This window comes from Bradyrhizobium sp. AUGA SZCCT0177 (genome assembly GCF_018130125.1).
Taxonomy (GTDB): Bacteria; Pseudomonadota; Alphaproteobacteria; order Rhizobiales; family Xanthobacteraceae; genus Bradyrhizobium.
In genome coordinates, this window is the sequence record NZ_JAFCMA010000014.1 from 97,690 (window position 1) to 119,294 (window position 21,605).

The 21,605-nt window shown below is 63.8% G+C and carries 17 protein-coding genes and 2 riboswitches; of the genes, 10 read left to right on the plus strand and 7 right to left on the minus strand.

Annotation, left to right across the window (positions count from 1 at the left end; translation table 11 throughout):
* Nucleotides 1–246: 246 nt before the first annotated feature.
* From ybgF to ftsH, 4 genes are all read left to right on the plus strand, one after another.
* Nucleotides 247–1,359: a tol-pal system protein YbgF gene (gene ybgF / locus JQ597_RS18090; protein WP_249147969.1), complete on the plus strand. Its 1,113-nt coding sequence runs from the start codon at nt 247–249 to the stop codon at nt 1,357–1,359.
* A gap of 1 nt (nt 1,360) precedes the next feature.
* Nucleotides 1,361–2,185 carry an alpha/beta fold hydrolase gene (locus JQ597_RS18095; RefSeq protein ID WP_212265595.1) on the plus strand — a complete coding sequence of 275 codons (825 nt, stop codon included), beginning with the start codon at nt 1,361–1,363 and terminating at the stop codon, nt 2,183–2,185.
* Between the two features lie 55 nt (nt 2,186–2,240).
* Nucleotides 2,241–3,269: a tRNA lysidine(34) synthetase TilS gene (tilS, locus tag JQ597_RS18100; protein WP_212265596.1), complete on the plus strand. Its 1,029-nt coding sequence runs from the start codon at nt 2,241–2,243 to the stop codon at nt 3,267–3,269.
* A 267-nt stretch (nt 3,270–3,536) separates the two neighbouring features.
* Nucleotides 3,537–5,459 carry an ATP-dependent zinc metalloprotease FtsH gene (ftsH, locus tag JQ597_RS18105; RefSeq protein WP_192736823.1) on the plus strand — a complete coding sequence of 641 codons (1,923 nt, stop codon included), beginning with the start codon at nt 3,537–3,539 and terminating at the stop codon, nt 5,457–5,459.
* Nucleotides 5,460–5,619: 160 nt separating this feature from the next.
* Here the strand turns inward: ftsH and JQ597_RS18110 are convergent, their stop codons facing one another.
* From JQ597_RS18110 to metE, 3 genes are read right to left on the minus strand one after another with little or no spacing between them, the layout of a single operon-like run.
* Nucleotides 5,620–6,705: an aromatic ring-hydroxylating oxygenase subunit alpha gene (locus tag JQ597_RS18110; protein WP_212265597.1), complete on the minus strand. Its 1,086-nt coding sequence runs from the start codon at nt 6,703–6,705 to the stop codon at nt 5,620–5,622.
* A gap of 7 nt (nt 6,706–6,712) precedes the next feature.
* Nucleotides 6,713–6,910 (minus strand): hypothetical protein, encoded by a 198-nt coding sequence (locus JQ597_RS18115; RefSeq protein WP_212265598.1) that lies wholly within the window; start codon nt 6,908–6,910, stop codon nt 6,713–6,715.
* Between the two features lie 45 nt (nt 6,911–6,955).
* Nucleotides 6,956–9,322, minus strand: a complete 2,367-nt coding sequence (gene metE, locus JQ597_RS18120; RefSeq protein WP_212265599.1) for a 5-methyltetrahydropteroyltriglutamate--homocysteine S-methyltransferase — start codon at nt 9,320–9,322, stop codon at nt 6,956–6,958.
* 107 nt (nt 9,323–9,429) lie between these two features.
* Nucleotides 9,430–9,630: riboswitch (cobalamin riboswitch) on the minus strand.
* Between the two features lie 122 nt (nt 9,631–9,752).
* Nucleotides 9,753–9,970: riboswitch (cobalamin riboswitch) on the plus strand.
* A 115-nt stretch (nt 9,971–10,085) separates the two neighbouring features.
* On the opposite strand from metE, the gene JQ597_RS18125 reads away from it, so the two are divergent.
* Both JQ597_RS18125 and JQ597_RS18130 read left to right on the plus strand, forming a co-directional pair.
* Nucleotides 10,086–13,001, plus strand: a complete 2,916-nt coding sequence (locus tag JQ597_RS18125) for a ribonucleoside-diphosphate reductase subunit alpha (RefSeq protein WP_212265600.1) — start codon at nt 10,086–10,088, stop codon at nt 12,999–13,001.
* 29 nt (nt 13,002–13,030) lie between these two features.
* Nucleotides 13,031–14,161: a ribonucleotide-diphosphate reductase subunit beta gene (locus JQ597_RS18130; protein WP_212265601.1), complete on the plus strand. Its 1,131-nt coding sequence runs from the start codon at nt 13,031–13,033 to the stop codon at nt 14,159–14,161.
* Between the two features lie 10 nt (nt 14,162–14,171).
* On the opposite strand, the gene JQ597_RS18135 is transcribed toward JQ597_RS18130, so the two are convergent.
* Both JQ597_RS18135 and JQ597_RS18140 read right to left on the minus strand, forming a co-directional pair.
* On the minus strand, nt 14,172–15,689 hold the full coding sequence (locus JQ597_RS18135; RefSeq protein WP_212265602.1) for a hypothetical protein: 1,518 nt from the start codon (nt 15,687–15,689) through the stop codon (nt 14,172–14,174).
* Nucleotides 15,690–15,892: 203 nt separating this feature from the next.
* Nucleotides 15,893–16,870, minus strand: coding sequence for a phosphatase PAP2 family protein (locus JQ597_RS18140; protein WP_212265603.1), 978 nt, complete (start codon nt 16,868–16,870; stop codon nt 15,893–15,895).
* 265 nt (nt 16,871–17,135) lie between these two features.
* Between JQ597_RS18140 and JQ597_RS18145 the strand changes: the two genes are divergently transcribed.
* Together JQ597_RS18145 and JQ597_RS18150 are read left to right on the plus strand one after the other, a co-directional pair.
* Nucleotides 17,136–17,810, plus strand: a complete 675-nt coding sequence (locus JQ597_RS18145; RefSeq protein ID WP_192736811.1) for a TetR/AcrR family transcriptional regulator — start codon at nt 17,136–17,138, stop codon at nt 17,808–17,810.
* Between the two features lie 125 nt (nt 17,811–17,935).
* Complete coding sequence (locus JQ597_RS18150; protein WP_212265604.1) at nt 17,936–18,361, plus strand: OsmC family protein; 426 nt, start codon at nt 17,936–17,938, stop codon at nt 18,359–18,361.
* Nucleotides 18,362–18,484: 123 nt separating this feature from the next.
* Here JQ597_RS18150 and pyk read toward each other — a convergent pair whose 3' ends face one another.
* Nucleotides 18,485–19,921, minus strand: coding sequence for a pyruvate kinase (gene pyk / locus JQ597_RS18155; protein WP_212265605.1), 1,437 nt, complete (start codon nt 19,919–19,921; stop codon nt 18,485–18,487).
* Nucleotides 19,918–20,502, minus strand: coding sequence for a DUF1036 domain-containing protein (locus JQ597_RS18160; RefSeq protein WP_212265606.1), 585 nt, complete (start codon nt 20,500–20,502; stop codon nt 19,918–19,920). Before JQ597_RS18160 ends, pyk begins: the two co-directional genes overlap by 4 nt.
* A 196-nt stretch (nt 20,503–20,698) precedes the next feature.
* Here JQ597_RS18160 and JQ597_RS18165 point away from each other — a divergent pair, with 196 nt between their 5' ends.
* Together JQ597_RS18165 and JQ597_RS18170 are read left to right on the plus strand one after the other, a co-directional pair.
* Nucleotides 20,699–21,001 carry a DUF1244 domain-containing protein gene (locus JQ597_RS18165; RefSeq protein WP_212265607.1) on the plus strand — a complete coding sequence of 101 codons (303 nt, stop codon included), beginning with the start codon at nt 20,699–20,701 and terminating at the stop codon, nt 20,999–21,001.
* A 271-nt stretch (nt 21,002–21,272) separates the two neighbouring features.
* Nucleotides 21,273–21,545 carry a DUF2312 domain-containing protein gene (locus JQ597_RS18170; RefSeq protein WP_212265608.1) on the plus strand — a complete coding sequence of 91 codons (273 nt, stop codon included), beginning with the start codon at nt 21,273–21,275 and terminating at the stop codon, nt 21,543–21,545.
* Nucleotides 21,546–21,605 lie beyond the last annotated feature (60 nt).

Below are 21,605 nucleotides of genomic sequence, written 5' to 3' on the forward strand. Positions count from 1 at the left end.
GTCGGGCAACCAGTTTCGCGGCTTCGACGTCGAAGATCATCCCGTTCACGGGTGCGTGCATGGGCCTGATCCCTTCCGTTGATGAACGGCCCGCCGAGCAAGCCGCTTGCTTGTTTTGAAGCTGATACTAAACCATACCGAAATCCGGCTTCCGGATTCGGAAACGCCAGTCACAATTCTGGCGTACTCCCTCTCTCAATGTGTTCGGCTTTCGATGTCACGCCGAATTTTCGTCGTCAGGGCAAAATGTCATTCAGGTTTCTCAATGCGATCAGCGCCGCGGCGATTGCCGCGATGCTCTCCTTGTCTTCGCAGGCCTCCTTCGCACAGGTATCGTTCCCGTGGTCCTCTTCTCCGCAAAGCTCCCCGCCGGTCCAGGCGCAATCCGACGACGCCGACGCGGATATGCGGATCCAGCGGCTCGAGAACCAGCTGCGGCAGCTCACCGGCCAGAACGAGGAACTGCAATATCGTAACCGCCAGCTCGAGGAGCGCCTGCGGCAGCTTGGTGGCGGTGCGGCGGTAGCACCTGCCGGTCAGCCCCCGGCGGCCCAGCCCAGCGTGGCCGCGGTGCCGCCCCCGGTCCAGGCCTATCCGCCCGCCCGGCAACCCCAGGCGCAGCAAGGCTATCCGCAGGGACAGCAGGGCTATCCGCAGGCGCAGCCGTCCTATGAGCAGCCGCAGATCGCGGCACCGCCGCCGATCATGCAGGAGCAGGCAACAGCACCGGCGACCGGCCGCCGCCGCGGCGACGCCTTCGACCCCAACCAGAATCCGAACGCCCCCGGCGCGCCGCGCGCGCTCGGTGGCGGTCAGTTGCCGGTTGCCAACGACGCGCCGGTCGGGGCTCCCGGCGGCCGCGGACGGGGCGAGCCGCTCGACCTCGGCGCGACCAGCCCGCGCGATCCCGGCGGCGCGCCGCCGCCCGTGCGTGCGCCCGGCGCCAGCGCCGCGCTGACGACGCTGCCGCCTTCGGCCACGCCCAAGGACGAGTTCGATCTCGGCATCGGTTACATGCAGCGCAAGGATTATGCGCTCGCCGAAGAGACCATGAAAAATTTCGCGCAGAAATATCCGAGCGATCCCCTGATCGCGGATTCGCAATATTGGCTTGGCGAAAGCTTCTTCCAGCGCCAGCAATATCGCGAAGCCGCGGAAGCCTTTCTCGGCGTCACCACCAAGTTCGACAAGTCCGCAAAGGCGCCGGATTCGCTGCTGCGGCTCGGCCAGTCGCTGGCGGCGCTGAAGGAAAAGGAAGCGGCCTGCGCCGCGCTTGGCGAAGTGACGCGGAAATATCCGCGCGCCTCGGCCGGCGTGAAGGCCGCCGTGGACCGCGAGCAGAAGCGGGTGAAGTGCTAAGGTGAGTTCCAATCATCGGATTGCGTCCGGCCGCGCCACGCTGGCTGCGGAAGTCGTCGGCAGCGGCGACCCTGTCGTCTTTCTGCACGCCGCCGTCTGCGATAGCCGCATGTGGCGCGCGCAACTGGATGGCGTCGGCGCTACCCATAAGGCTATCGCCTACGATCAGCGGGGCTTTGGCCAGACCCGCGCCGAAAAGCAGGACTATTCTGCAGTCGCGGATTTGATGGCGGTGATTGACGCCATGGGGAACGGCACGCCGGCGATCCTTGTAGGATGCTCGCGCGGCGGAGGAATCGCGATCGACGCGGCCCTTCGGCACCCATCAGATGTCCGCGCCCTCGTTCTCATCGCGCCCAACGTGACCGGCGCGCCCGAGCCGATCTATCCGCCGGAAATCAAGGGTGTGATGACTGAGCTGCAGGAAGCCCAAGCGGTCGGAGATTTGGATCAGGTGAACGCGATCAAAGCTCGCCTTTGGTTGGGCGGTCCGCTGGCGCCCGAGGGTCGTGTCACGGGCGAGGCTCGCCGGCTGTTCCACGACATGCACGCCATTGCGCTGCGGTCGCCGCCGACCGGGTCCAACCTTGATATCGCGCCCGCCTTCCATCGTCTGGACGAGATATCGGCGCCATCGCTTGTGATCTGGGGTGACCTCGACTTTCCCTTCGTTCAAGACCGGTGCCGTCATGTTGCAAGTACGATGCCGAACGGGTCGCGTCATGAGTTGGCCGGCGTCGCCCATCTGCCGAGCCTGGAGCGACCGGCGGACATCACGGGCTTGCTCACAGAGTTCATCAACCGCTGCTCCGGCCGTCGGGGATAGGCCATCCCGCATCAAGTGCGGGACAGCCCTCGCTTGAAAACGGTATGGTCGGCCCATGGCAGAGGACGACCATTCCGCGATCACGGCGAGCCAGGCGAAACTTCTGTTCGCCGACTGGAAGGCTGCGCCCGCGATCGTGCTCGCCGTTTCCGGCGGACCTGATTCCATCGCCCTGATGTGGCTCGCCGCGCGCTGGCGCCGTGCCCTGAAGCGCGGGCCGCGATTGATCGCGGTGACCGTCGATCACGGCTTGCGGCATGAAGCCGCGCGCGAGGCGCGTGACGTCAAAAAGCTCGCCAGGCATCTCGATCTGCCCCATCGCACGCTGCGCTGGCATGGAGCCAAGCCGAACACGGGCGTGCCGGCCGCGGCGCGGGCGGCGCGCTATCGCCTGCTGGCGCAGGCAGCACGCGCTGGTGGAGCGACCCATATCCTCACCGCGCATACCCGCGATGACCAGGCCGAGACATTGTTGATGCGGATGCTGCGTGGCAGCGGCATCGCCGGTCTGGCGGCGATGGCGCGGCAATCGGAACGCGACGGCGTGTGGCTGGCGCGGCCGTTGCTGGATGTCCCGAAATCGCAACTGATCGCGACATTGAACAAGGCCAGGATCGCCTTCGCCGATGATCCGACCAACCGCGACGTCAATTACACGCGGCCTCGTTTGCGGGCGCTGATGCCGGCGCTGGCGGAAGAGGGCGGCGATGCGAGAATCCTGGCGCGGCTGGCGTCGCGGCTGGCGCGGGCCAATGCCGCGCTGGAAGTGCTCGTCGATGGCGCCGAGCGCTATCTGGCGCTGAGGGACCGCCATGACGCCGCGCGTTTTGGCTTCGATGCGTCAGCCTTTGCGGGTCTGCCTGAGGAAATCCGGCTTCGGCTGCTGATGCGGGCCATCGACCGCGTCGGTCACGAGGGGCCTGCGGAACTCGGCAAGGTCGAGGCCGTGCTGACGGTACTGGATCGGGCGGTATCGGAAGGCCAGCCGAGGTTGAAACAGACCCTCGCGGGCGCCGCAATCAGCTTCATTGGAGGCCGGATTCACGTCGAGCCGGCTCCTCCGCGTCGTCGCAGGCCGGCATAAGAGGCAAGCCTAAACCTTGATATCCGGTCATAAACCGGTGTGGAGTCTTAACCACCCCCGAAAAACGCTGATTTTTACGCCATTATTTGACCGGGAATCCCGTTAAGATGCGCTAAATAGTCCTGCGTGGTTCCCTTGGCATCGACCCGGGCGCCACCTAGATTGTAAGCAGTGCTTCGGGGATTCTCGCCTGACTGCTCTAGGACGACCCAAGGTTTACTGCCAAGGACATAAGGCTGCGATCCGCGCGGCCACGAAGGAAGATCGATGAACGCCAATCTGCGCAATTTCGCCCTCTGGGTCATCATTGTTTTGTTGCTGTTGGCACTCTTCACGCTTTTCCAGAATCCGGGGCAGCGCGCGTCCTCGCAGGACATCACGTTTTCGCAGTTCGTGAGCGAGGTCGAAAAGAACACCGTCCGCGACGTCGTGATCCAGGGGCCGGAAATCCACGGCACCTTCACCAACGGCTCCAGCTTCCAGACCTACTCCCCGAACGATCCGTCGCTGGTCAAGCGCCTGGTTGATGCCAAGGTGAACGTCAGCGCGAAGCCGCCCGGCGACAACGTGCCGTGGTTCGTGTCGCTGCTGGTTTCCTGGCTGCCCTTCATCGCGCTGATCGGCGTGTGGATCTTCCTGTCGCGCCAGATGCAGGGCGGCGCCGGCAAGGCGATGGGCTTCGGCAAGTCGCGCGCCAAGATGCTGACCGAGGCGCATGGCCGGGTCACCTTCGAGGACGTCGCGGGCGTCGACGAAGCCAAGCAGGATTTGCAGGAAATCGTCGAATTCCTGCGCGACCCCGGCAAATTCCAGCGCCTCGGCGGACGGATTCCGCGCGGCGTGCTGCTGGTCGGCCCTCCCGGCACCGGCAAGACGCTGATCGCGCGTGCGGTCGCGGGCGAAGCCAACGTGCCATTCTTCACGATCTCGGGCTCCGACTTCGTTGAAATGTTCGTCGGCGTCGGCGCCAGCCGCGTCCGCGACATGTTCGAACAGGCCAAGAAGAACGCGCCCTGCATCATCTTCATCGACGAAATCGACGCGGTCGGCCGCCATCGTGGCGCCGGTCTCGGCGGCGGTAATGACGAGCGCGAACAGACCCTCAACCAGTTGCTGGTCGAGATGGACGGCTTCGAGGCCAATGAAGGCGTGATCCTGATCGCGGCGACCAACCGTCCCGACGTGCTCGATCCCGCGCTGCTGCGCCCTGGCCGTTTCGACCGCCAGGTCGTGGTGCCGAACCCGGATGTCGTCGGCCGCGAGCAGATCCTCAAGGTCCACGTCCGCAAGGTGCCGCTGGCGCCGGATATCAACCTCAAGACCATCGCACGCGGCACGCCGGGCTTCTCCGGCGCCGACCTGATGAACCTCGTCAACGAAGCCGCCTTGACCGCCGCCCGCCGCAACAAGCGCATGGTGACCCAGGCCGAGTTCGAGGAAGCAAAAGACAAGGTGATGATGGGCGCCGAGCGCAAGTCGCTCGTCATGACCGAGGAAGAGAAATTGCTGACGGCCTATCACGAGGGCGGTCACGCCATCGTCGGCCTCAACGTCGTCGCCACCGATCCGATCCACAAGGCCACGATCATCCCGCGCGGCCGTGCGCTCGGCATGGTGATGCAGCTGCCCGAGCGTGACAAGCTGTCGATGTCGCTCGAGCAGATGACGTCGCGGCTCGCGATCATGATGGGCGGCCGGGTTGCCGAAGAGCTGATCTTCGGCCGCGAGAAAGTCACCTCGGGTGCGTCATCCGACATCGAGCAGGCCACGCGCCTGGCGCGCATGATGGTGACGCGCTGGGGCCTGTCCGAGGCGCTCGGCACCGTGTCCTATGGCGAGAATCAGGACGAGGTTTTCCTCGGCATGTCGGTGTCGCGCACCCAGAACGCATCGGAGGCAACGGTTCAGAAGATCGATACCGAGATCCGGCGTTTCGTCGAAGACGGCTACAACGAAGCGACGCGCATCCTCACGGAAAAGCGCGCCGACCTCGAAGCGCTTGCCAAGGGCCTGCTCGAATTCGAGACGCTGTCCGGTGACGAGATCATCGACCTGCTCAATGGCAAGAAGCCGAACCGCGAGTCGGTGCTTGAGCCGACCACGCCGCGCGCGTCGGCTGTGCCGCCCGCCGGCAAGTCGCGCCCGCGCCCCGATCCGGATCCCGGCCTGGAGCCGCAACCGCAGGCCTAAGTGGGTTTGCATCTGAAATAGAAAACGCGGCGGTGACGCCGCGTTTTTTTATGGTGGCGTCCTGGTCCGGCGCCATGAGGATCAGCGGCAAGACGTGGGAGCGGCTCGGAATCGCTGTAGCCCGGATGGAGCGCAGCGAAATCCGGGGCATGCCGCGACGTCACGTGCGTCCCGGATTTCGCTGCGCTCCATCCGGGCTACTGCCTGGCTCCCCGCACTCACGCAGCAGCTTCCGCAGCGCGTGGATCGGCGGAAACACTTCCCTGTTCCAGTCGGCGCCTTGCGCGTCATGTGCGGCCTGTTCCATCTCGACGATCTCGCAATCCTCCGAAAAGACCCGGTTGGTGAACCAGGCCAGCACCGGCCAGCCGAGATCGAGGATGCCGGGAATTCTGGGTTTGCGCACCGACAGCACCACGAAGGTCCGGTTACGGCGCTGCGCGGCATCGATGGGCGTGTAGCCGAGCCATACGTTGAGAACCGGTGCGTCGCCCTTCGTCCACATCTGCAGGGTCTGGTAGGGATATTCGGTGCGCACCGTCATCAGATCGCGCGCCGTGCCGGCACGGCCGCGCAGGCCGCCGACGATGACGGCCTCGCCAAGGGGCGGCTTCTCGCCAGGCCGGGCAAAACTGTAATCGACTTCCATCCAGCGTTCGCCGGCGCGGCTGCCGAGATAGCGCGGCACGACCTTGCCGGTGGTGCGCCGGTGCAGGAACTGATGGTTCATGTCCATCAAATTCTCATGCATGAAAGTGTAGTGGCAGGCGACGAGCTTGCCGAACCGCCGTGTCTTGTAGGCAGTATCAGCGGCTGCGCCGATCCGCGGCAAGGGGGCGGCGGCAGGCCCTGTGCCGGGCCATACGAAGATCAACCCGTCGCGTTCGAAGCAGGGATAGCGGCGGACGCCGTTCGGCCTCTTGCCCTTACCAAGATAGGGGACGTCGATGCAGTCGCCCGACGCGTCGTAGCGCCAGCCATGATAGACGCAGCGCAGGGTGCAGCCATCGACCGTTCCCTTCGACAGCGGCACCTGGCGGTGCGCGCAGCGGTCTTCAAGCGCGAAGATCGCGCCCTCACTCGGGCGCACCAGCACGATCGGCTCGCCCGCGAACCGCGCCGCGAAAGTCTGGCCGGACTTCACCTCGTGCGACCATGCGACCGGATACCAGTAATCCGGATTCGCGCCGACCTTGCGAAGATCGACAGAAGCTTCCGACCAGGCATTATCAGGCCTCACTGTCATCGCGTCGTTACGCCTTTGCCAGCGGTCCGAGATGCAGCGCCATGATCTGTTCCGGCGTCTCGGTGACCTCGATGCGCTGGCCGTCACCGCCGACGAAGGCGAGCACGGTGCGCTCGCCGTCGCGCCACATGCTGCCGACCAGCGCGATATTGATGTGGGTGGCCTGCCCCGTCTCGCACCTCGAGCATTCGATCCAGAAGCGCATGGCGTATCCTTTCAATTGTGCCGGGATGGGAGACGGGGCGGGCGTTTAAGCGAGCGCCCGCAATTCGCGGGCGGCGGCGACCATGTTGACCAGAGCGGGCCGCACCTCTTCCCATTTCCGGGTTTTCAATCCGCAATCCGGATTGATCCAGAGCTGGGCGTCGGAGAGCCGCAGCCGCGCCAGCTTGAGCAGGTCGGTCATCTCGGCGGTTTCAGGCACCCGCGGCGAATGGATGTCGTAGACGCCGGGGCCGATCTCGTTCGGATAGCGGTAGTTCCGGAAAGCGTCGAGCAGTTCCATCTTCGAGCGCGAGGTCTCGATCGAGATCACGTCGGCATCCATCGCACCGATCGCATCGATGATGTCGTTGAACTCCGAGTAGCACATGTGGGTGTGGATCTGGGTGTCGTCGCGCACGCCCGACGAACAGATGCGGAAGGCGTCCACGGCCCAGTCGAGATAGCTCTTCCACTCCGACCGGCGCAGCGGCAGGCCCTCCCGCAGGGCCGCTTCGTCGATCTGGATCATCCCGGCACCGGCGGCTTCGAGGTCGGCGACCTCGTCACGGATCGCCAGCGCGATCTGGCGGCAGGCTTCGCTGCGCGGAATATCGTCGCGGACGAACGACCAGTTCAGAATGGTCACCGGCCCCGTCAGCATCGCCTTCATCGGCCGCTTGGTCAGCGACTGCGCATACCGCCACCACTCGACCGTCATCGGTTTCGGGCGCGACACGTCGCCGAACAGCACCGGCGGGCGGACGTAGCGTGATCCGTAGGACTGCACCCAGCCATACCCGGTGAAGGCGAAACCTTCGAGCTGCTCGCCGAAATACTGCACCATGTCGTTGCGCTCGAACTCGCCATGAACAAGCACATCAAGCCCGATATTCTCCTGCCAGCGCACCGCGCGCGCGGTCTGGTTCTGCAGATAGAGTTTATAGGCGTCGTCGGTCAGCGCGCCCTTGGCATGCGCGGCGCGGGCGTTCCTGACATCCGCGGTCTGCGGGAACGAGCCGATGGTCGTGGTCGGGAAGGCCGGCAGGTTGAAGCGGCTGTGCTGCACGCCGGCGCGATCGGTAAACGCGTTGAGGCGGCGGCGCATCGCGCTATCGATGCCGGCGGCACGCGCCGCCACCTTGGCATCGTGGATCCGCGGCGAAGCTTTGCGCGCCGCTGCGGCTTCATCGGAGGCTTTCAGGATGGCGTCGGCGTGGACGCGGCCGCGCGCCAATGCCGTTCCGAGCGCCGCCAGTTCTTCGATCTTCTGCACCGAAAACGCCAGCCAGCTCTTCACATCGGGATCGAGGCTGGTTTCCAGCGCGAGGTCGATCGGGACGTGCAGCAGCGAGCATGATGGCGCGAGCTGCACGCGGTCGCCGCCGAGCCTGGTGACCACAGGTTCCAACCGGTCGAGCAGCCGGCTCAGATCGGCGCGCCAGATGTTGCGGCCGTCGATGATGCCGAGCGACAGTACGCGGTCCTTTGGGAAACCGGCGAGATCATCGAGTTGTTCGGGTGCGCGCACGAGGTCGAGATGCAGACCCGCGACAGGCAGGGCCAGCGCGGTGTCGCGGTTGGCGCCGAGCCCGCCAAAGTACGTGGCCAGCATGATCTTGAGCTCAGGCACCGCCTTGGTGATTTCCGCATAGGCATAATGCAGTGCCTGCTGCGCGATGATGTCGAGGTCGAGGACCAGACACGGCTCGTCGATCTGCACCCATTCCGCGCCGGCCTTGGTGAGTTCGCGCAGCACCTCGATATAGACCGGCACCAACCGGTCTAGCAGCGACAGCGTGTTGAATCCCGCATCCTTGCACTTGGCGAGTTTGAGGAACGTCACGGGGCCGACCAGCACCGGGCGGGTCTGGTAGCCGAGCGCTTTGGCTTCCAGATACTCCTCGATCGGCTTGCGCGAGGCGAGCGTGAAGGTCTGATCCTTCTCCAGTTCAGGCACCATGTAGTGGTAATTGGTGTCGAACCATTTTGTCATTTCCAGCGCCGGCACGCCGTGGGCCGCGTCGTGGTGGGCGTGGCCGCAGTCCGCATCATGCGCCGCGCCTTGGGCGCCGCGCGCCATCGCGAAGTAGGTGGCGAGCGGAACCGTGCCGCCGTTCCAGCCGTAGCTTTTCGGAATGGCGCCGACCATCACGCAGGTGTCGAGCACCTGGTCGTAGAACGTGAAGTCGTTGGACGGGATGATGCTGACACCAAGCTTCTTCTGGCGCGCCCAATTGGCCGCGCGCAGCCCGATGCCGGTCTCGATCAGGGCTTTCTCGTCGGTCGTACCCGACCAGAAGCTCTCCAGCGCGAATTTCAGCTCGCGGCGCGGACCGATGCGCGGCGTGCCGAGCGAAGCGACGGGAAGTGAGGAGGTAGAATTTACAGAAGCAGTCGCATTGGAAACAGACATGGCTTAACCCCAAAAGTTGGGGGCAAAGGCCGAAGTGACACGTCTGGATTCCAGGCGTCAGGAGGCGCGCGGAATCGCAACCGCACCACCGGGACACCCCGCCCGAGGACGTTTATGTTGTCGAGGCAGGTCTCCTGGCTTGCGGGTCAATGCTGCTGTCCGGTCTTCCCAAAACCTTTGCGGGTCTCAGTGACTTTGTTGGACAGCGGCTCGCCGCTTACAGTTGCGGGGGCAGCTCCGGCTTCACACCGGCTTCCCTCTTAGCTTCGGGAAAACCATCCCGAAGAACCACGACGCGTCCACTTACTGGCAACTCGGCGCGCCCGTCAACTCGATCGCCGGTTGTTGCGGTTGTTCACAGCTTCAACAGGGTGGACCAGAATTTTCGCAGGCTCGGCTAGCGCACCATTGACACGATTGCCCAAATCGCACCAGATGTAGTTGTCACGGTCCATCACGACGCAAGTCATGGTGGCTAAGAGGGAAGTCGGTGACTGCGCCAAAGGGCGCGAAATTCCGACGCTGCCCCCGCAACTGTAAGCAGTGAGTTGTTCCCGCCTTTACGTCACTGATGCGGCTTCGCATTGGGAAGACAGGGAATAACGACGACCTGCGAGCCAGGAGACCTGCCGCGACACCGAAAAAACGTCCACGGGCGGGGTGTCCCGGCGGTCGCTTGCAGATCTATGCCGGCGTTGCCGTCGCGCATTCGATGCAGCGTCCCCAAAGACATCCGGCCTCAACAACACCACGGGGTCTGCCGATGTCCGAATCTTCCGGTCTCATTTCTCTCGAAGCCAAAACCGCTCCCTTATTCCAGTTGCGTCCCGAAACGCTCGCCGCGCCGGACGCCGAACTTCCGATGCAGGTGATCCGCCGCAACGGCACGGTTTCGAAATTCGATGCCAGCAAGATCTCGGTCGCGATGACCAAGGCGTTTCTCGCCGTCGAGGGCCACACCGCGGCGGCCTCGCGCCGGGTGCACGAGGTGGTGGAACAATTGACCGCGGAAGTCGTCGGCGCGCTGTCACGCCGGATGAGCGAAGGCCGCACCTTTCACATCGAAGACGTGCAGGACCAGGTCGAACTGGCGCTGATGCGCAGCGAGCACCACAAGGTGGCGCGCGCCTATGTGCTGTACCGCGACGAGCGCACCAGGCAGCGCGCCGAGCAGGAGGCCGCCAAATCGGCCAAGCCTGCGGCAGGACCCGTGCTGCATGTGACGCTGGCGAACGGCACCAAAGTGCCGCTCGATACCGCGCGGCTCGCGCTGATCGTGGGCGAGGCCTGCGCCGGTCTTGATGGCGTCGACGCCGCGCCCGTCATCGCGGAAACCCAGCGCAATATCTACGACGGCATCAGCCAGGACGAGCTGGCGCTCGCTTCCGTGATGGCTGCGCGGACGCTGGTGGAGCAGGAGCCCAACTACGCTTACGTGAGCGCGCGGCTGCTGCTCGACAAATTGCGCACCGAAGTGCTGTCCTACGTTCAGGGCGTGCCGACCAACGCCTCGCAGGCCGACATGGCCACGCGCTACGTCGAATACTTCCCGGCCTATATCAAGACCGGCATCAAGGCCGAACTGCTCGATCCGGATCTGGCGCGCTTCGACCTGAAGAAAATCGCCGCGGCGCTGAAGCCGGAACGCGATCTGGCGTTTCAGTTCCTCGGCCTGCAGACGCTGTACGACCGCTATTTCCTGCATGAAGGCGGCAACCGCATCGAGCTGCCGCAGGCGTTCTTCATGCGCGTCGCGATGGGACTTGCGACCCGCGAGATCGATCGCGAGGCCCGCGCGATCGAATTCTACGATTTGCTGTCGTCTTTCGATTTCATGGCTTCGACGCCGACGCTGTTCAATTCTGGAACGCTGCGGCCGCAATTGTCGTCGTGCTTCCTCACCACGATCGCGGATGATCTCGACGGCATCTTCAAGTCGGTCAAGGACAACGCGCTGCTGGCGAAATATTCCGGCGGGCTCGGCAACGACTGGACCCGCGTGCGCGGGCTCGGGGCCCACATCAAGGGCACCAACGGCGAAAGTCAGGGCGTGGTGCCGTTCCTGAAAGTCGCCAACGACACCGCCATTGCGGTCAACCAGGGCGGCAAGCGCAAGGGCGCGGTCTGTGCGTATCTGGAGACCTGGCATATCGACATCGAGGAATTCCTCGATCTGCGCAAGAACACCGGCGACGACCGCCGCCGCACCCACGACATGAACACCGCGAACTGGGTGCCTGACCTGTTCATGCAACGCGTCGAAACCGACGGCGAATGGACCTTGTTCTCGCCTGACGAGACGCCCGACCTGCACGACCTCTACGGCACAAAATTCGCCGAACGCTATGCCGCCTATGAAGCCAGGGCGGCGCGCGGTGAAATCCGCGTCTTCAAGCAGGTCCGCGCCACTGATTTGTGGCGCAAGATGCTGACCATGCTGTTCGAGACCGGGCATCCCTGGATCACGTTCAAGGACCCCTGCAATCTCCGTTCGCCGCAGCGCCATGCCGGCGTCATCCACTCCTCCAACCTCTGCACGGAAATCACGCTCAACACCTCCGACGACGAGACCGCGGTTTGCAATCTCGGCTCGATCAACCTGCTCAATCACATCCAGGGCGGCCGCCTGAACGAGGCGCGGCTGAAGAAGAGCGTGACGATTGCGATGCGGATGCTCGACAACGTCATCGACATCAATTTCTACACGATTCCGGAAGCGCGGCGTTCCAACCTGCGCCACCGCCCGGTCGGTCTCGGGTTGATGGGGTTCCAGGACGCGCTGCAGGCAATGCGGATAGCTGTCGCCTCCGATGCGGCTGTGACGTTCGCCGACACCAGCATGGAGGCGATCTCCTACTACGCGATCTCGGCTTCGGTCGATCTTGCCGCTGAGCGCGGCCGCTATCCCTCGTTCGACGGATCGCTGTGGAGCCAGGGCATCCTGCCGATCGATTCGATCGAGCTATTGGCGGAAGCGCGCGGCGGTGTCGCGATGGATCGTTCCATGACGCTCGATTGGGGCAGCTTGCGCGAACGGGTCAGATCGACCGGCATGCGCAATTCCAACGTGATGGCGATCGCGCCGACGGCGACGATTTCCAACATCTGCGGCGTCGCGCAGTCGATCGAACCCGCCTACCAGAACCTCTATGTCAAATCCAACATGTCCGGCGACTTCACCGTCGTGAACGAATTTCTGGTGCGTGACCTCAAGGCGCGCGGGTTGTGGGACGAGGTGATGGTCAACGACCTCAAATATTTCGACGGCAGCGTCGGCTCGATCGACCGCATCCCTGATGATCTCAAGGCGCTCTACGCCACCTCGTTCGAGATCGACAGCGCCTGGCTGATCGAGGCGGCGGCGCGGCGCCAGAAATGGATCGACCAGTCGCAGTCGCTCAACCTCTATATCGCCAACCCGTCCGGCAAGAAGCTCGACACGCTCTATCGCCTGGCGTGGACGCGTGGCTTGAAGACCACCTATTACTTACGCTCGCGCAGCGCGACGCATGTCGAGAAGTCCACGCTCAAGGGCACCGACGGCAAGCTCAACAGTGTCGCCTCCGTGACGATGATGGCTCCAGCCCCAATCATCGTCCCGCTGGCCGCCACCGCGCCGGACTTATCCGGTGCGGTGGCGTGCTCCATCGATAATCCCGAATGCGAAGCCTGCCAGTAAGCAGCAAGAAACATAAGGAAATAAACCCAATGCTCGACTGGTCCGAACCTTCCGCGCCCGCATCTCACGCGCCGCCGCCCTTTGCGGCATCACCTGCTGCCGAGGCCGATCAAACCGGGCTCGGTACCATCGACCGCCGCGGTGGCCGTGTGTCGGTCGACGACAAGCGGATGATCAATTGCCGCGCCGACGTCAATCAATTGCTGCCGCTGAAATACAAATGGGCGTGGGAGAAATATCTCGCCGGCTGCAACAATCACTGGATGCCGACCGAAGTCTCGATGCAGGCCGACATCGCGCTATGGAAGTCGCGCGACGGCCTCACCGAGGACGAGCGCCGCGCCATCAAGCGCAATCTCGGCTTCTTCGCGGCATCCGAGAGTCTGGTCGCCAACAACATCGTGCTGGCGATCTACCGCCATCTGACCAATCCGGAATGCCGGCAATATCTGCTGCGGCAGTCGTTTGAGGAAGCGGTGCACACCCACACCTTCCAGTACATTGTGGAGAGCCTGGGGCTGGACGAGGGCGAGTTGTTCAACATGTACCGCGAGGTGCCGTCGATTACCGACAAGGCGGCGTGGGCGCTGAAGCACACCCAGCATCTCGACGATCCCGACTTCAAGACCGGAACGCCGGAGGCCGACCAGGCATTCCTGCGCGACCTCGTCGCCTTCTATGTGATCTTCGAGGGCATGTGGTTCTACACGGGCTTTGCGCAGATCCTGTCGCTCGGCCGCCGCAACAAGATGGTGGGGATTGCCGAGCAGTACCAGTACATCCTGCGCGACGAATCCATTCACCTGAATTTCGGCATCGACGTCATCAACCAGATCAAGATCGAGAATCCGCATCTGTGGACCAAGGCGTTCCAGGACGAGGTTCGTGACATGGTGCGCACCGCAGCCGAGCTCGAAGCCGCCTATGGCCGGGACACCATGCCGCGCGGCTTTCTCGGGCTGAACGCGGCTTTGTGCGAGACCTATATGCACTTCATCGCCAACCGCCGCTGCGCGCAGCTCGGGCTGGCGCGGGTGTTCGACGAGACCGAGAACCCGTTCCCGTGGATGTCGGAGGCGATGGACCTGAAGAAGGAAAAGAACTTCTTCGAGACCCGCGTCATCGAATATCAGAACGGTGGCGCGCTGACCTGGGAATGAGAGCCGGGCGTCAGTTCGACGAGCCCGGCGCGGAAGATGGAGCGGCCTTGCGCTGATCGTCGCGGACGTGGATCACGGCGACGTTGTCCGCATACACCCGCTTCCATCCCGCGATATGATCCAGCACCTTGGTGGCCGGCAAATCCGGCCCGAGCAAGGTGGCGTCGATCTGATACTTCTCGAGCGTGGCGAGCAGTATGTTGACGTCTTTGGCGGTGACCGCGTCGAAATAGTCAAGGACGAACTGTTCGCCATAGAGTTCGGCGCGGCCGTCGATGAAGGCCTTGATGTCGCGAGACAGCAGATAGCCGCCAAACGGCGACGTGCTGAAGATGCGCTGAGCCTGCCGCTTCTGCAGGACGTCCACCGCTGCGACCGGCGTCTGGGACGGCAGGAACGAGAACGGGTGGTGCGCGATGAACACTTGCGTCGATGCCCATCCGGCCACCGCCACCGCGAGCGCGGCAAGCATCACGACAGGCGCACGCGACTGCCCTTCCCGAACGGGCACCATCGCCGTGCGCAGCGTTCCCAACTGCTCGGCAAACGGCTTGGCCACGACCAGTGGTGCGATGAAGGCGAAGATTTCGATGTTCCGGGAATGCGACAGCGCCATCCAGAGCAGGCCGAGCAGCAGGATGATTCGCGGCACCGACAATGAGAGGCCACGATAGAAGCCGAGACCGATCAGGCCGAGCAGCGTGAATTCGAAAAAGCTCCAGGTGGCGAAATTGGCCGGCATCCATTCCCAGATCATGGACAGCAGCTTGCCGAGGCTGAGGATTTTTGCCGCGCCGATCAGCGTGTTCCAGCCATAGGGGGTGCAGCAGCACGCCGCGACGGCGGCAACACCGAACATCGCCCATTGCATCGTCAGCCTGATGCGGTCCTTGCGTTCGCAGGTCCAAAGCGCTTCCAGGCCAATCGGTCCGATCAGTGCCAGTCCGAGAACAAAACCGCCGTGCAGATTGGCCCAAAGGGCAAGCACCGGCAGCAGCCACCATGACGGCGCGCTCCGGCGATCCGCGGCCGCCAGCAGCCCGCCGAGGAACGCGACCATGAACGGGAACGCCAGCATGTGGGGGCGTGCCAGGAAGTGGGTCGCCGACTCCAGCACCGCAAGCGTGACCAGCAGGATCGCGCGGGTGGGGTCGAGATAGTCGGCAAACAGGTACATGAAGATCGTGACCGTCGCCCCGATCGCGAGCGAGGTCAGGACGACCGGGCCGGCCCAACCTAAAGATTCATAGGAAACGGCATAGAGCACCTGGGACAGCCAGGAGCTCGACATCCAGGGTTCGCCAAACCGGGTGAAGGTATGAACGTCGGTGTAGGGCACGGCGCCGTTCTCGACGATCCACTGCCCGATCCTGATCTGCCAGAGCGTGTCGGAATCCCGCAGCAGGATTTCCCCGAGCGACAGGAAGATCAGATAGGCGACGAGCCCGGTCAGCAGCGGAATCAGCACGCGCCCGAGGCTGCGGACACTGGCGCCATTAACAATCGGATTGGCGAAGGAAATGGTCATCGGATTTTGGGCCGGCTTCTTGCGTTGATTTGACAGGCACGGCGTGCCGCAGGAACTTTCGCCAGCTGACCATGGCAGCGATACATTTTGGTGAATTGCGGGCTCACGCGCCTGACAATGACGATGTTTGGCGAAGAAGCCGTTAACCAGGCGGACAAGCGTTTTAGTCAGAATTTACCATCGCGAGGGACGACGATGGCGGCCTAATCCAATGCCGGCACCAGGGCTACCTGCGGCGCGGCGTGTGCCTTCGACGACGCGGGCACCACGATGTTCACGAGATATTTGGCAAGGCAGATGCCGATCACGGCCAGCGCGATACCGCCGAACACGTCGATCATGTAGTGGGCGCCGATCACCGGCGTCGAAGCCATCATCAGGATATTGAGGACGACGGCGGCCCCTCCAACATAGCGCACCGGCCAAAGCGCCCAGATGTAGAGCACGGCGGATGCCGCGTGGAAGCTCGGGAAGGATACGATGCCTGTGATCTTGAGCAATTCGAGATGCCGCAGCGAGCCGTCGCGCAGCGCCAGGATGTCGCGCAGCTGCGCCTGATACATCGAGGCATCCAGGGACGAGAATTGCGCAGGGTCGATGTTGAGGCCGTAGTAAGTTCCGACCGCCGGCGTGAACGTCGAAATCACGAGCGTCATGATCAGCGTCAGGCTGAACGCAAGCACGAACACCTGCAGCCGCACAAAACGCGATGTCAGGGCAAGGACCAGCGGGATCGCGACCAGGATGATCTTGATCAGGGTGTAGCTGCGCACCAGCAAAGCGCCCAGCCACTCACGGTCGTTGACGTATCGCGCGATCATTTCCGGATCCATGCCCATGGCGCGATCGATCGCGAGCAAGGCGCGGTCCTGCAGCGGCCAGTTGGTCACAGCAGCGACGTAGGTCAGCGGTCCCATGATCGTCGCGATCAACAGCAGCTGGGAAATCGCCCCCAGTGGAAAGATCAGCTTGGGATCCGCCTGATCGCCCTTGGCGAAGGCATGGAGGTAGGCGATCAGCGCCAATGCCGCTGATATCCCCAGGGTAATGGCCAGCGCGAGCGGTTTCATCGTGAAACCGCAGAGCGCGCCCCCGAGCAGCACCACGGCGCCCATGGCAGCAATCGGAATCCAGTTCAGCTGAAACAGCCGCCAGGCCGTGAAAGCGTTCGAATTGACCATGCCGCACCCTGCGAGGTTGTAGGGCACAGTTGCGCGGGAAGGCTTAATATTCGGGAAACGGCTATGGTTATCGGCCCACCAATTAGACGCTGCGTTCAGTGGGCATTTGTGTCCCATACCGTCATATTTGCTTCTTGTCTTCTGGCCTGAATAGTTGTTCAGTTCTTCAAAGCGATTGGGGACAATTGCTCAAAACATTGAAGACGCAGCGCGATCTTGCAACCCCTCCCGGGTGCGGACGCGCCCGGGGATGGGGAAGCGCGCCATGGTCTATCGGCGAACCCAGCAAGTGGTGAAACGGCTGGCGGCGCGGCGCAGCGCCATTCTGGCGGCGGCGCGGGACGCTGCGGCGGACGGCGGCATGGCGGCCGTGCAGATCGCCCCCGTGGCGGTCCGCGCCAATGTCGCGGCCGGAACCGTCTATCGCTATTTCCCGTCCAAGGCCGAACTGATTTCCGAATTGATCGCCGAAGTCTCGCGCGACGAATTGGCCGCGATCCGCCGCGCGGCGGAGGCGGCGCCCGGGCCGTCCTCGGCGCTGGCCGCGGCGGTCACGACGGTTGCCGTCCACGTGCTGTCACAGCGCAAGCTCGCCTGGGGGATTCTGGCGGAGCCGGTCGATGTCGACGTGTCGGCTTCGCGGCTCGCCAGCCGCCGCGAAATCTCCGGCGAGATCGCAGCAAGGATCGAGGCGGCCGTGCGTGCCGGACATCTGCCGGCGCAGGATACCGCGCTCGCCGCCACCGCGCTGCTCGGCGCATTGCACGAGGCGCTCGTCGGCCCGCTGGCCCCGGACAATATGGACGATTCCGCAAAACTGCGTGACGCCGTGCAGACCGTGACGCTACTGGCGTTGCGCGCGGTCGGTGTCATGGACGCCCGCGCCCGCGGCCTCGTGGTGCAGGCGGTGCTGCCGGCCAAGGCGCTGGTGGGTGCGTAGGGCATGATCGCTCGCGACAAACGCGGAACGCGTTTGCGCTGATATCACCGGCAATTGACATCGCTCTGACGCAACCATCAGCCAGATTGCGCATGATCGGTCATTCAGCGGTGAACGAGCATTCCATGACGACGACATCAGGCTCGGCCAAATGGCAGGGCGGCATCAAGGACGGCAAGGGCGCGATCTCGACCAAGAGCGGCGCGCTGAACGACTATCCCTACGGTTTCGCCAGCCGCTTCGAGGGCAAGCCGGGCTCGAACCCGGAAGAATTGATCGGAGCCGCGCACGCCGCCTGCTTCACCATGGCGCTGTCGCTGATCCTCGGTGAAGCCAAGCTCACCGCCGAGCAGATGGAAACCAAGGCCGACGTCACGCTTGAGAAACAAGGCGACGGCTTTGCCATCACCTCGGTGCATCTGACGTTGAATGCGAAAATTCCCGGCGCCGACAAGGCGAAGTTCGAGGAACTGGCGGGCAAGGCAAAAGCCGGCTGCCCGGTATCGAAGCTGCTGAATACCAAGATCACGCTGGACGCGACGCTGCAGTGATCATGTCATTCCGGGGCGATGCGAAGCATCGAACCCGGAATCTCGAGATTCCCCGGGGCGCAATTGCGCCCCTGAGGTCTGGTCCTCGGACCATCCCGGAATGACGGCGCTAAGGGCACGCCGTCACTTATCCGCTTTGCCTTCCGGGCCGACATAGGCGATGCGCACCATGTTGGTGGTGCCGGCGATGCCGAGCGGTACGCCGGCGACGATGATCACGCGCTGGCCCGCCTTGGCGAAGCCGTCGCGGAACGCAATCGAGCCGGCGCGATCGACCATGTCGTCCTGGTCGTGCGCGTCTTCCGCGACCACGCAATGCACGCCCCACACGACAGACAATTTGCGCCCTGTCGCCAGGTTCGGCGTAATCGCCACCACCGGCGGCTTCGGCCGTTCGCGCGCCACGCGGATCGCGGTCGAGCCCGAACTGGTCCAGCAGATGATCGCGGATAATTCCAGCGTCTCGGCGATCTGCCGCGCGGCGTCCGCGATGGCGTCGCCGACGGTCTGCTCCGGCTCGGGCCGCTGCGCCGTCAGCACCGAGCGATAGGTCGGATCGCGCTCCACTTCCTCGCCGATGCGGTTCATGGTCGAGACCGCCTCGACCGGGAATTTGCCGGCGGCGGATTCCGCCGACAGCATGATTGCGTCGGCGCCCTCATAGACCGCGGTCGCGACGTCGGAGACTTCGGCGCGCGTCGGCACCGGCGCCTGGATCATCGATTCCAGCATCTGGGTAGCGATCACCACCGGCTTGCCGGCGCGGCGCGCCATGCGCGTCATTTGCTTTTGAAGACTGGGCACCCGCTCCAGCGGCAGTTCGACGCCAAGATCGCCGCGCGCCACCATCAGCGCGTCGGAGACCTCGAGGATTTCGCCGAGCCGGTCGATCGCCTGCGGCTTTTCGATCTTGGCCATCACGGCGGCACGGCCGCGGATCAGCCGCTTGGCCTCATTGACGTCCTCGGCGCGCTGCACAAAGGAAAGCGCGACCCAGTCGATCCCCGTCGTCACCGCCGCTTCGAGATCGGCGCGATCCTTCGGCGTCATCGCCGAGACCGGCAGGTCGGTGTCGGGCAGGCTGACGCCCTTGCGGTCCGACATCTTGCCGCCGATCACCACCCGCGTCACCGCGCGATCGGGCGAGGTTTCCTCGGCGATCAGCCGCACCTTGCCGTCGTCGAGCAGCAATGCGTGACCCGGCCGCAGCGCCGCCAGGATTTCCGGATGCGGTAGCTGGACGCGGCTGTTGTCGCCCGGTGCCTTGTCGGAATCCAGAACAAAACTCTGGCCGTTCTTGAGCTGGGTGGCGCCTTCATTGAACGAGCCAAGACGCAGCTTCGGTCCTTGCAGATCGACCAGGATGCCGATCGGCCGGCCGTAGCTGCTCTCGACATTGCGAATGGTCGCGACCAGTTCGCGCATCTTGTCGTGCGAGGTGTGGCTCATATTGATGCGGAACACATCGGCGCCGGCCTCGAACAGCTTGCGAATCATCGCGCTGTCCGACGATGCCGGGCCGAGGGTGGCGAGGATCTTGATACGACGGAGGCGCCTCATTGCTTGGGCGCCGAAGCTGGCGGCTGCCCGGATCCGCCTTGCGGCGGTCCGCCCGGCGACAGGCCCGGTACACCACCGGGACCGACCGTTCCCGGAATCCCCGGCACGCGCTGCTGCGCGGGTTGTTCATTGGCTTCGGTCAATTGCACGGTCCATGCTCTCTGTTCGCCGGTGTCGACCTCGAAGAACCCGGTGCGGTCAAAACCGCGCGCCAGGCAATTCTCGGTACCCTTGATGGTGAATTCCTTGTCACGCGAACACATGAAGGCCTGCCCCGACCATTCGCCGCCGCGGTCATAGTCGAGCGCGTAGATATAATAGAACCGTGCGACAAGCGTTCCGCGCAGCAGCGTCTCGCAACTGCGCGAGGAAACGTTCCACCAGCCCTCGGTGGTCCAGCCCTCGGCGTCCTTGTAACCGAGCGCGATGCCGACCCGGCTCGAGGTGTTATTGCAGAGGCGAAAGTCAGCCGCTGCCGAACTGTTCCACAGGCCCGTCACCGCCAACGCCAGCGCCGGCAGGAGGCCGGCAGGCAGGCGAGCGGGGAAGGGGCGTGAAGGCAGAGAATCTGTTCCGATCATATGGCGAAGCTATATCAAATCATTGACGATTTCGCTTGCCCGGCGGGAGCTGTCAACGCCGGGCAAGCGCGTTTCCCACGATGCGGGACGTCCGGATTAACCGGTCCCGTGCTGGTTTGCGCGCCGATATGGCAAAATCTGTGACAATTCCCACCTGATATTAATATGCTCAGGAATAACCCTGCGGGACCAAGCCATGACAATTGACGACAAAACCAGAACAGAACTGGAAGCCGCCGTTTTCCGGCGCCTGGTCGAGCACCTGCGCGACCGGCCCGACGTCCAGAACATCGACCTGATGAACCTGGCCGGCTTCTGCCGCAACTGCCTGTCGAACTGGATGAAGGAAGCGGCCGACGGCAAGGGTGTGGCGATCAGCAAGGATGAGAGCCGCGAGGCGGTCTACGGCATGCCCTATGAGACCTGGAAGTCGAAGTTTCAGGGCACCGCCAGTCCCGAGCAGCTGGAGGCGATGAAGAAGACCCATAGCGGGCATTAAAGCGTTGGCGCGCTTCGTAGCCCGGATATCCGGGAAGATCGTGCCTCCGTCCCGGATGTCGCGGAGCCTGTCATCGGGCGCGCATTCGCGCGACCCGTTGGCTCATCCGGGCTACAATGTACCTTCCTGTGGGCGCGCTGTGGATGAGCGCGATGGTGCCTTGACGCAAGGCGCCGCACTCTTGAGGGTCAATCTCAGAAAGCGCCGCGCGGTGAAGCGTGCGGCGCTTGATCTTTCAGCCCTACCATTCAGTTCCACTCAGGAGTACCCGATGGCCAACTCTGCCGCCGCCGTCCAGGAAGAACCCGCGACGAAGTTCGCAAAAGACCAGCTCAAGGCCATCGTCGAGCGCATCGAACGGCTGGAAGAGGAAAAGAAGACGATCTCCGACGATATCCGCGACGTCTATGCCGAAGCCAAGGGCAATGGTTACGACGTCAAGGCGCTGCGCACCATTGTTCGCCTGCGCAAGCAGGACGCCAATGAGCGCGCCGAGCAGGAGACGATTCTGGAAACCTACATGCAGGCGCTCGGGATGCTGTGAGGCGCCAGCCAGAGCCCCGTTCCGATGGAATCGGAACGGGGCTCTGGATTCTTGGTTTGA

What these genes read in the sequence shown, in the direction of transcription:
- ybgF (WP_249147969.1), top strand. Translation starts at nt 247, where the DNA reads ATGTCATTCAGGTTTCTCAATGCGATCAGCGCCGCGGCGATTGCCGCG.
- tilS (WP_212265596.1), top strand. Translation starts at nt 2,241, where the DNA reads ATGGCAGAGGACGACCATTCCGCGATCACGGCGAGCCAGGCGAAACTT.
- ftsH (WP_192736823.1), top strand. Translation starts at nt 3,537, where the DNA reads ATGAACGCCAATCTGCGCAATTTCGCCCTCTGGGTCATCATTGTTTTG.
- JQ597_RS18110 (WP_212265597.1), bottom strand. Translation starts at nt 6,705, where the DNA reads ATGACAGTGAGGCCTGATAATGCCTGGTCGGAAGCTTCTGTCGATCTT.
- JQ597_RS18115 (WP_212265598.1), bottom strand. Translation starts at nt 6,910, where the DNA reads ATGCGCTTCTGGATCGAATGCTCGAGGTGCGAGACGGGGCAGGCCACC.
- metE (WP_212265599.1), bottom strand. Translation starts at nt 9,322, where the DNA reads ATGTCTGTTTCCAATGCGACTGCTTCTGTAAATTCTACCTCCTCACTT.
- JQ597_RS18125 (WP_212265600.1), top strand. Translation starts at nt 10,086, where the DNA reads ATGTCCGAATCTTCCGGTCTCATTTCTCTCGAAGCCAAAACCGCTCCC.
- JQ597_RS18130 (WP_212265601.1), top strand. Translation starts at nt 13,031, where the DNA reads ATGCTCGACTGGTCCGAACCTTCCGCGCCCGCATCTCACGCGCCGCCG.
- JQ597_RS18135 (WP_212265602.1), bottom strand. Translation starts at nt 15,689, where the DNA reads ATGACCATTTCCTTCGCCAATCCGATTGTTAATGGCGCCAGTGTCCGC.
- JQ597_RS18140 (WP_212265603.1), bottom strand. Translation starts at nt 16,870, where the DNA reads ATGGTCAATTCGAACGCTTTCACGGCCTGGCGGCTGTTTCAGCTGAAC.
- JQ597_RS18145 (WP_192736811.1), top strand. Translation starts at nt 17,136, where the DNA reads ATGGTCTATCGGCGAACCCAGCAAGTGGTGAAACGGCTGGCGGCGCGG.
- JQ597_RS18150 (WP_212265604.1), top strand. Translation starts at nt 17,936, where the DNA reads ATGACGACGACATCAGGCTCGGCCAAATGGCAGGGCGGCATCAAGGAC.
- pyk (WP_212265605.1), bottom strand. Translation starts at nt 19,921, where the DNA reads ATGAGGCGCCTCCGTCGTATCAAGATCCTCGCCACCCTCGGCCCGGCA.
- JQ597_RS18160 (WP_212265606.1), bottom strand. Translation starts at nt 20,502, where the DNA reads ATGATCGGAACAGATTCTCTGCCTTCACGCCCCTTCCCCGCTCGCCTG.
- JQ597_RS18165 (WP_212265607.1), top strand. Translation starts at nt 20,699, where the DNA reads ATGACAATTGACGACAAAACCAGAACAGAACTGGAAGCCGCCGTTTTC.
- JQ597_RS18170 (WP_212265608.1), top strand. Translation starts at nt 21,273, where the DNA reads ATGGCCAACTCTGCCGCCGCCGTCCAGGAAGAACCCGCGACGAAGTTC.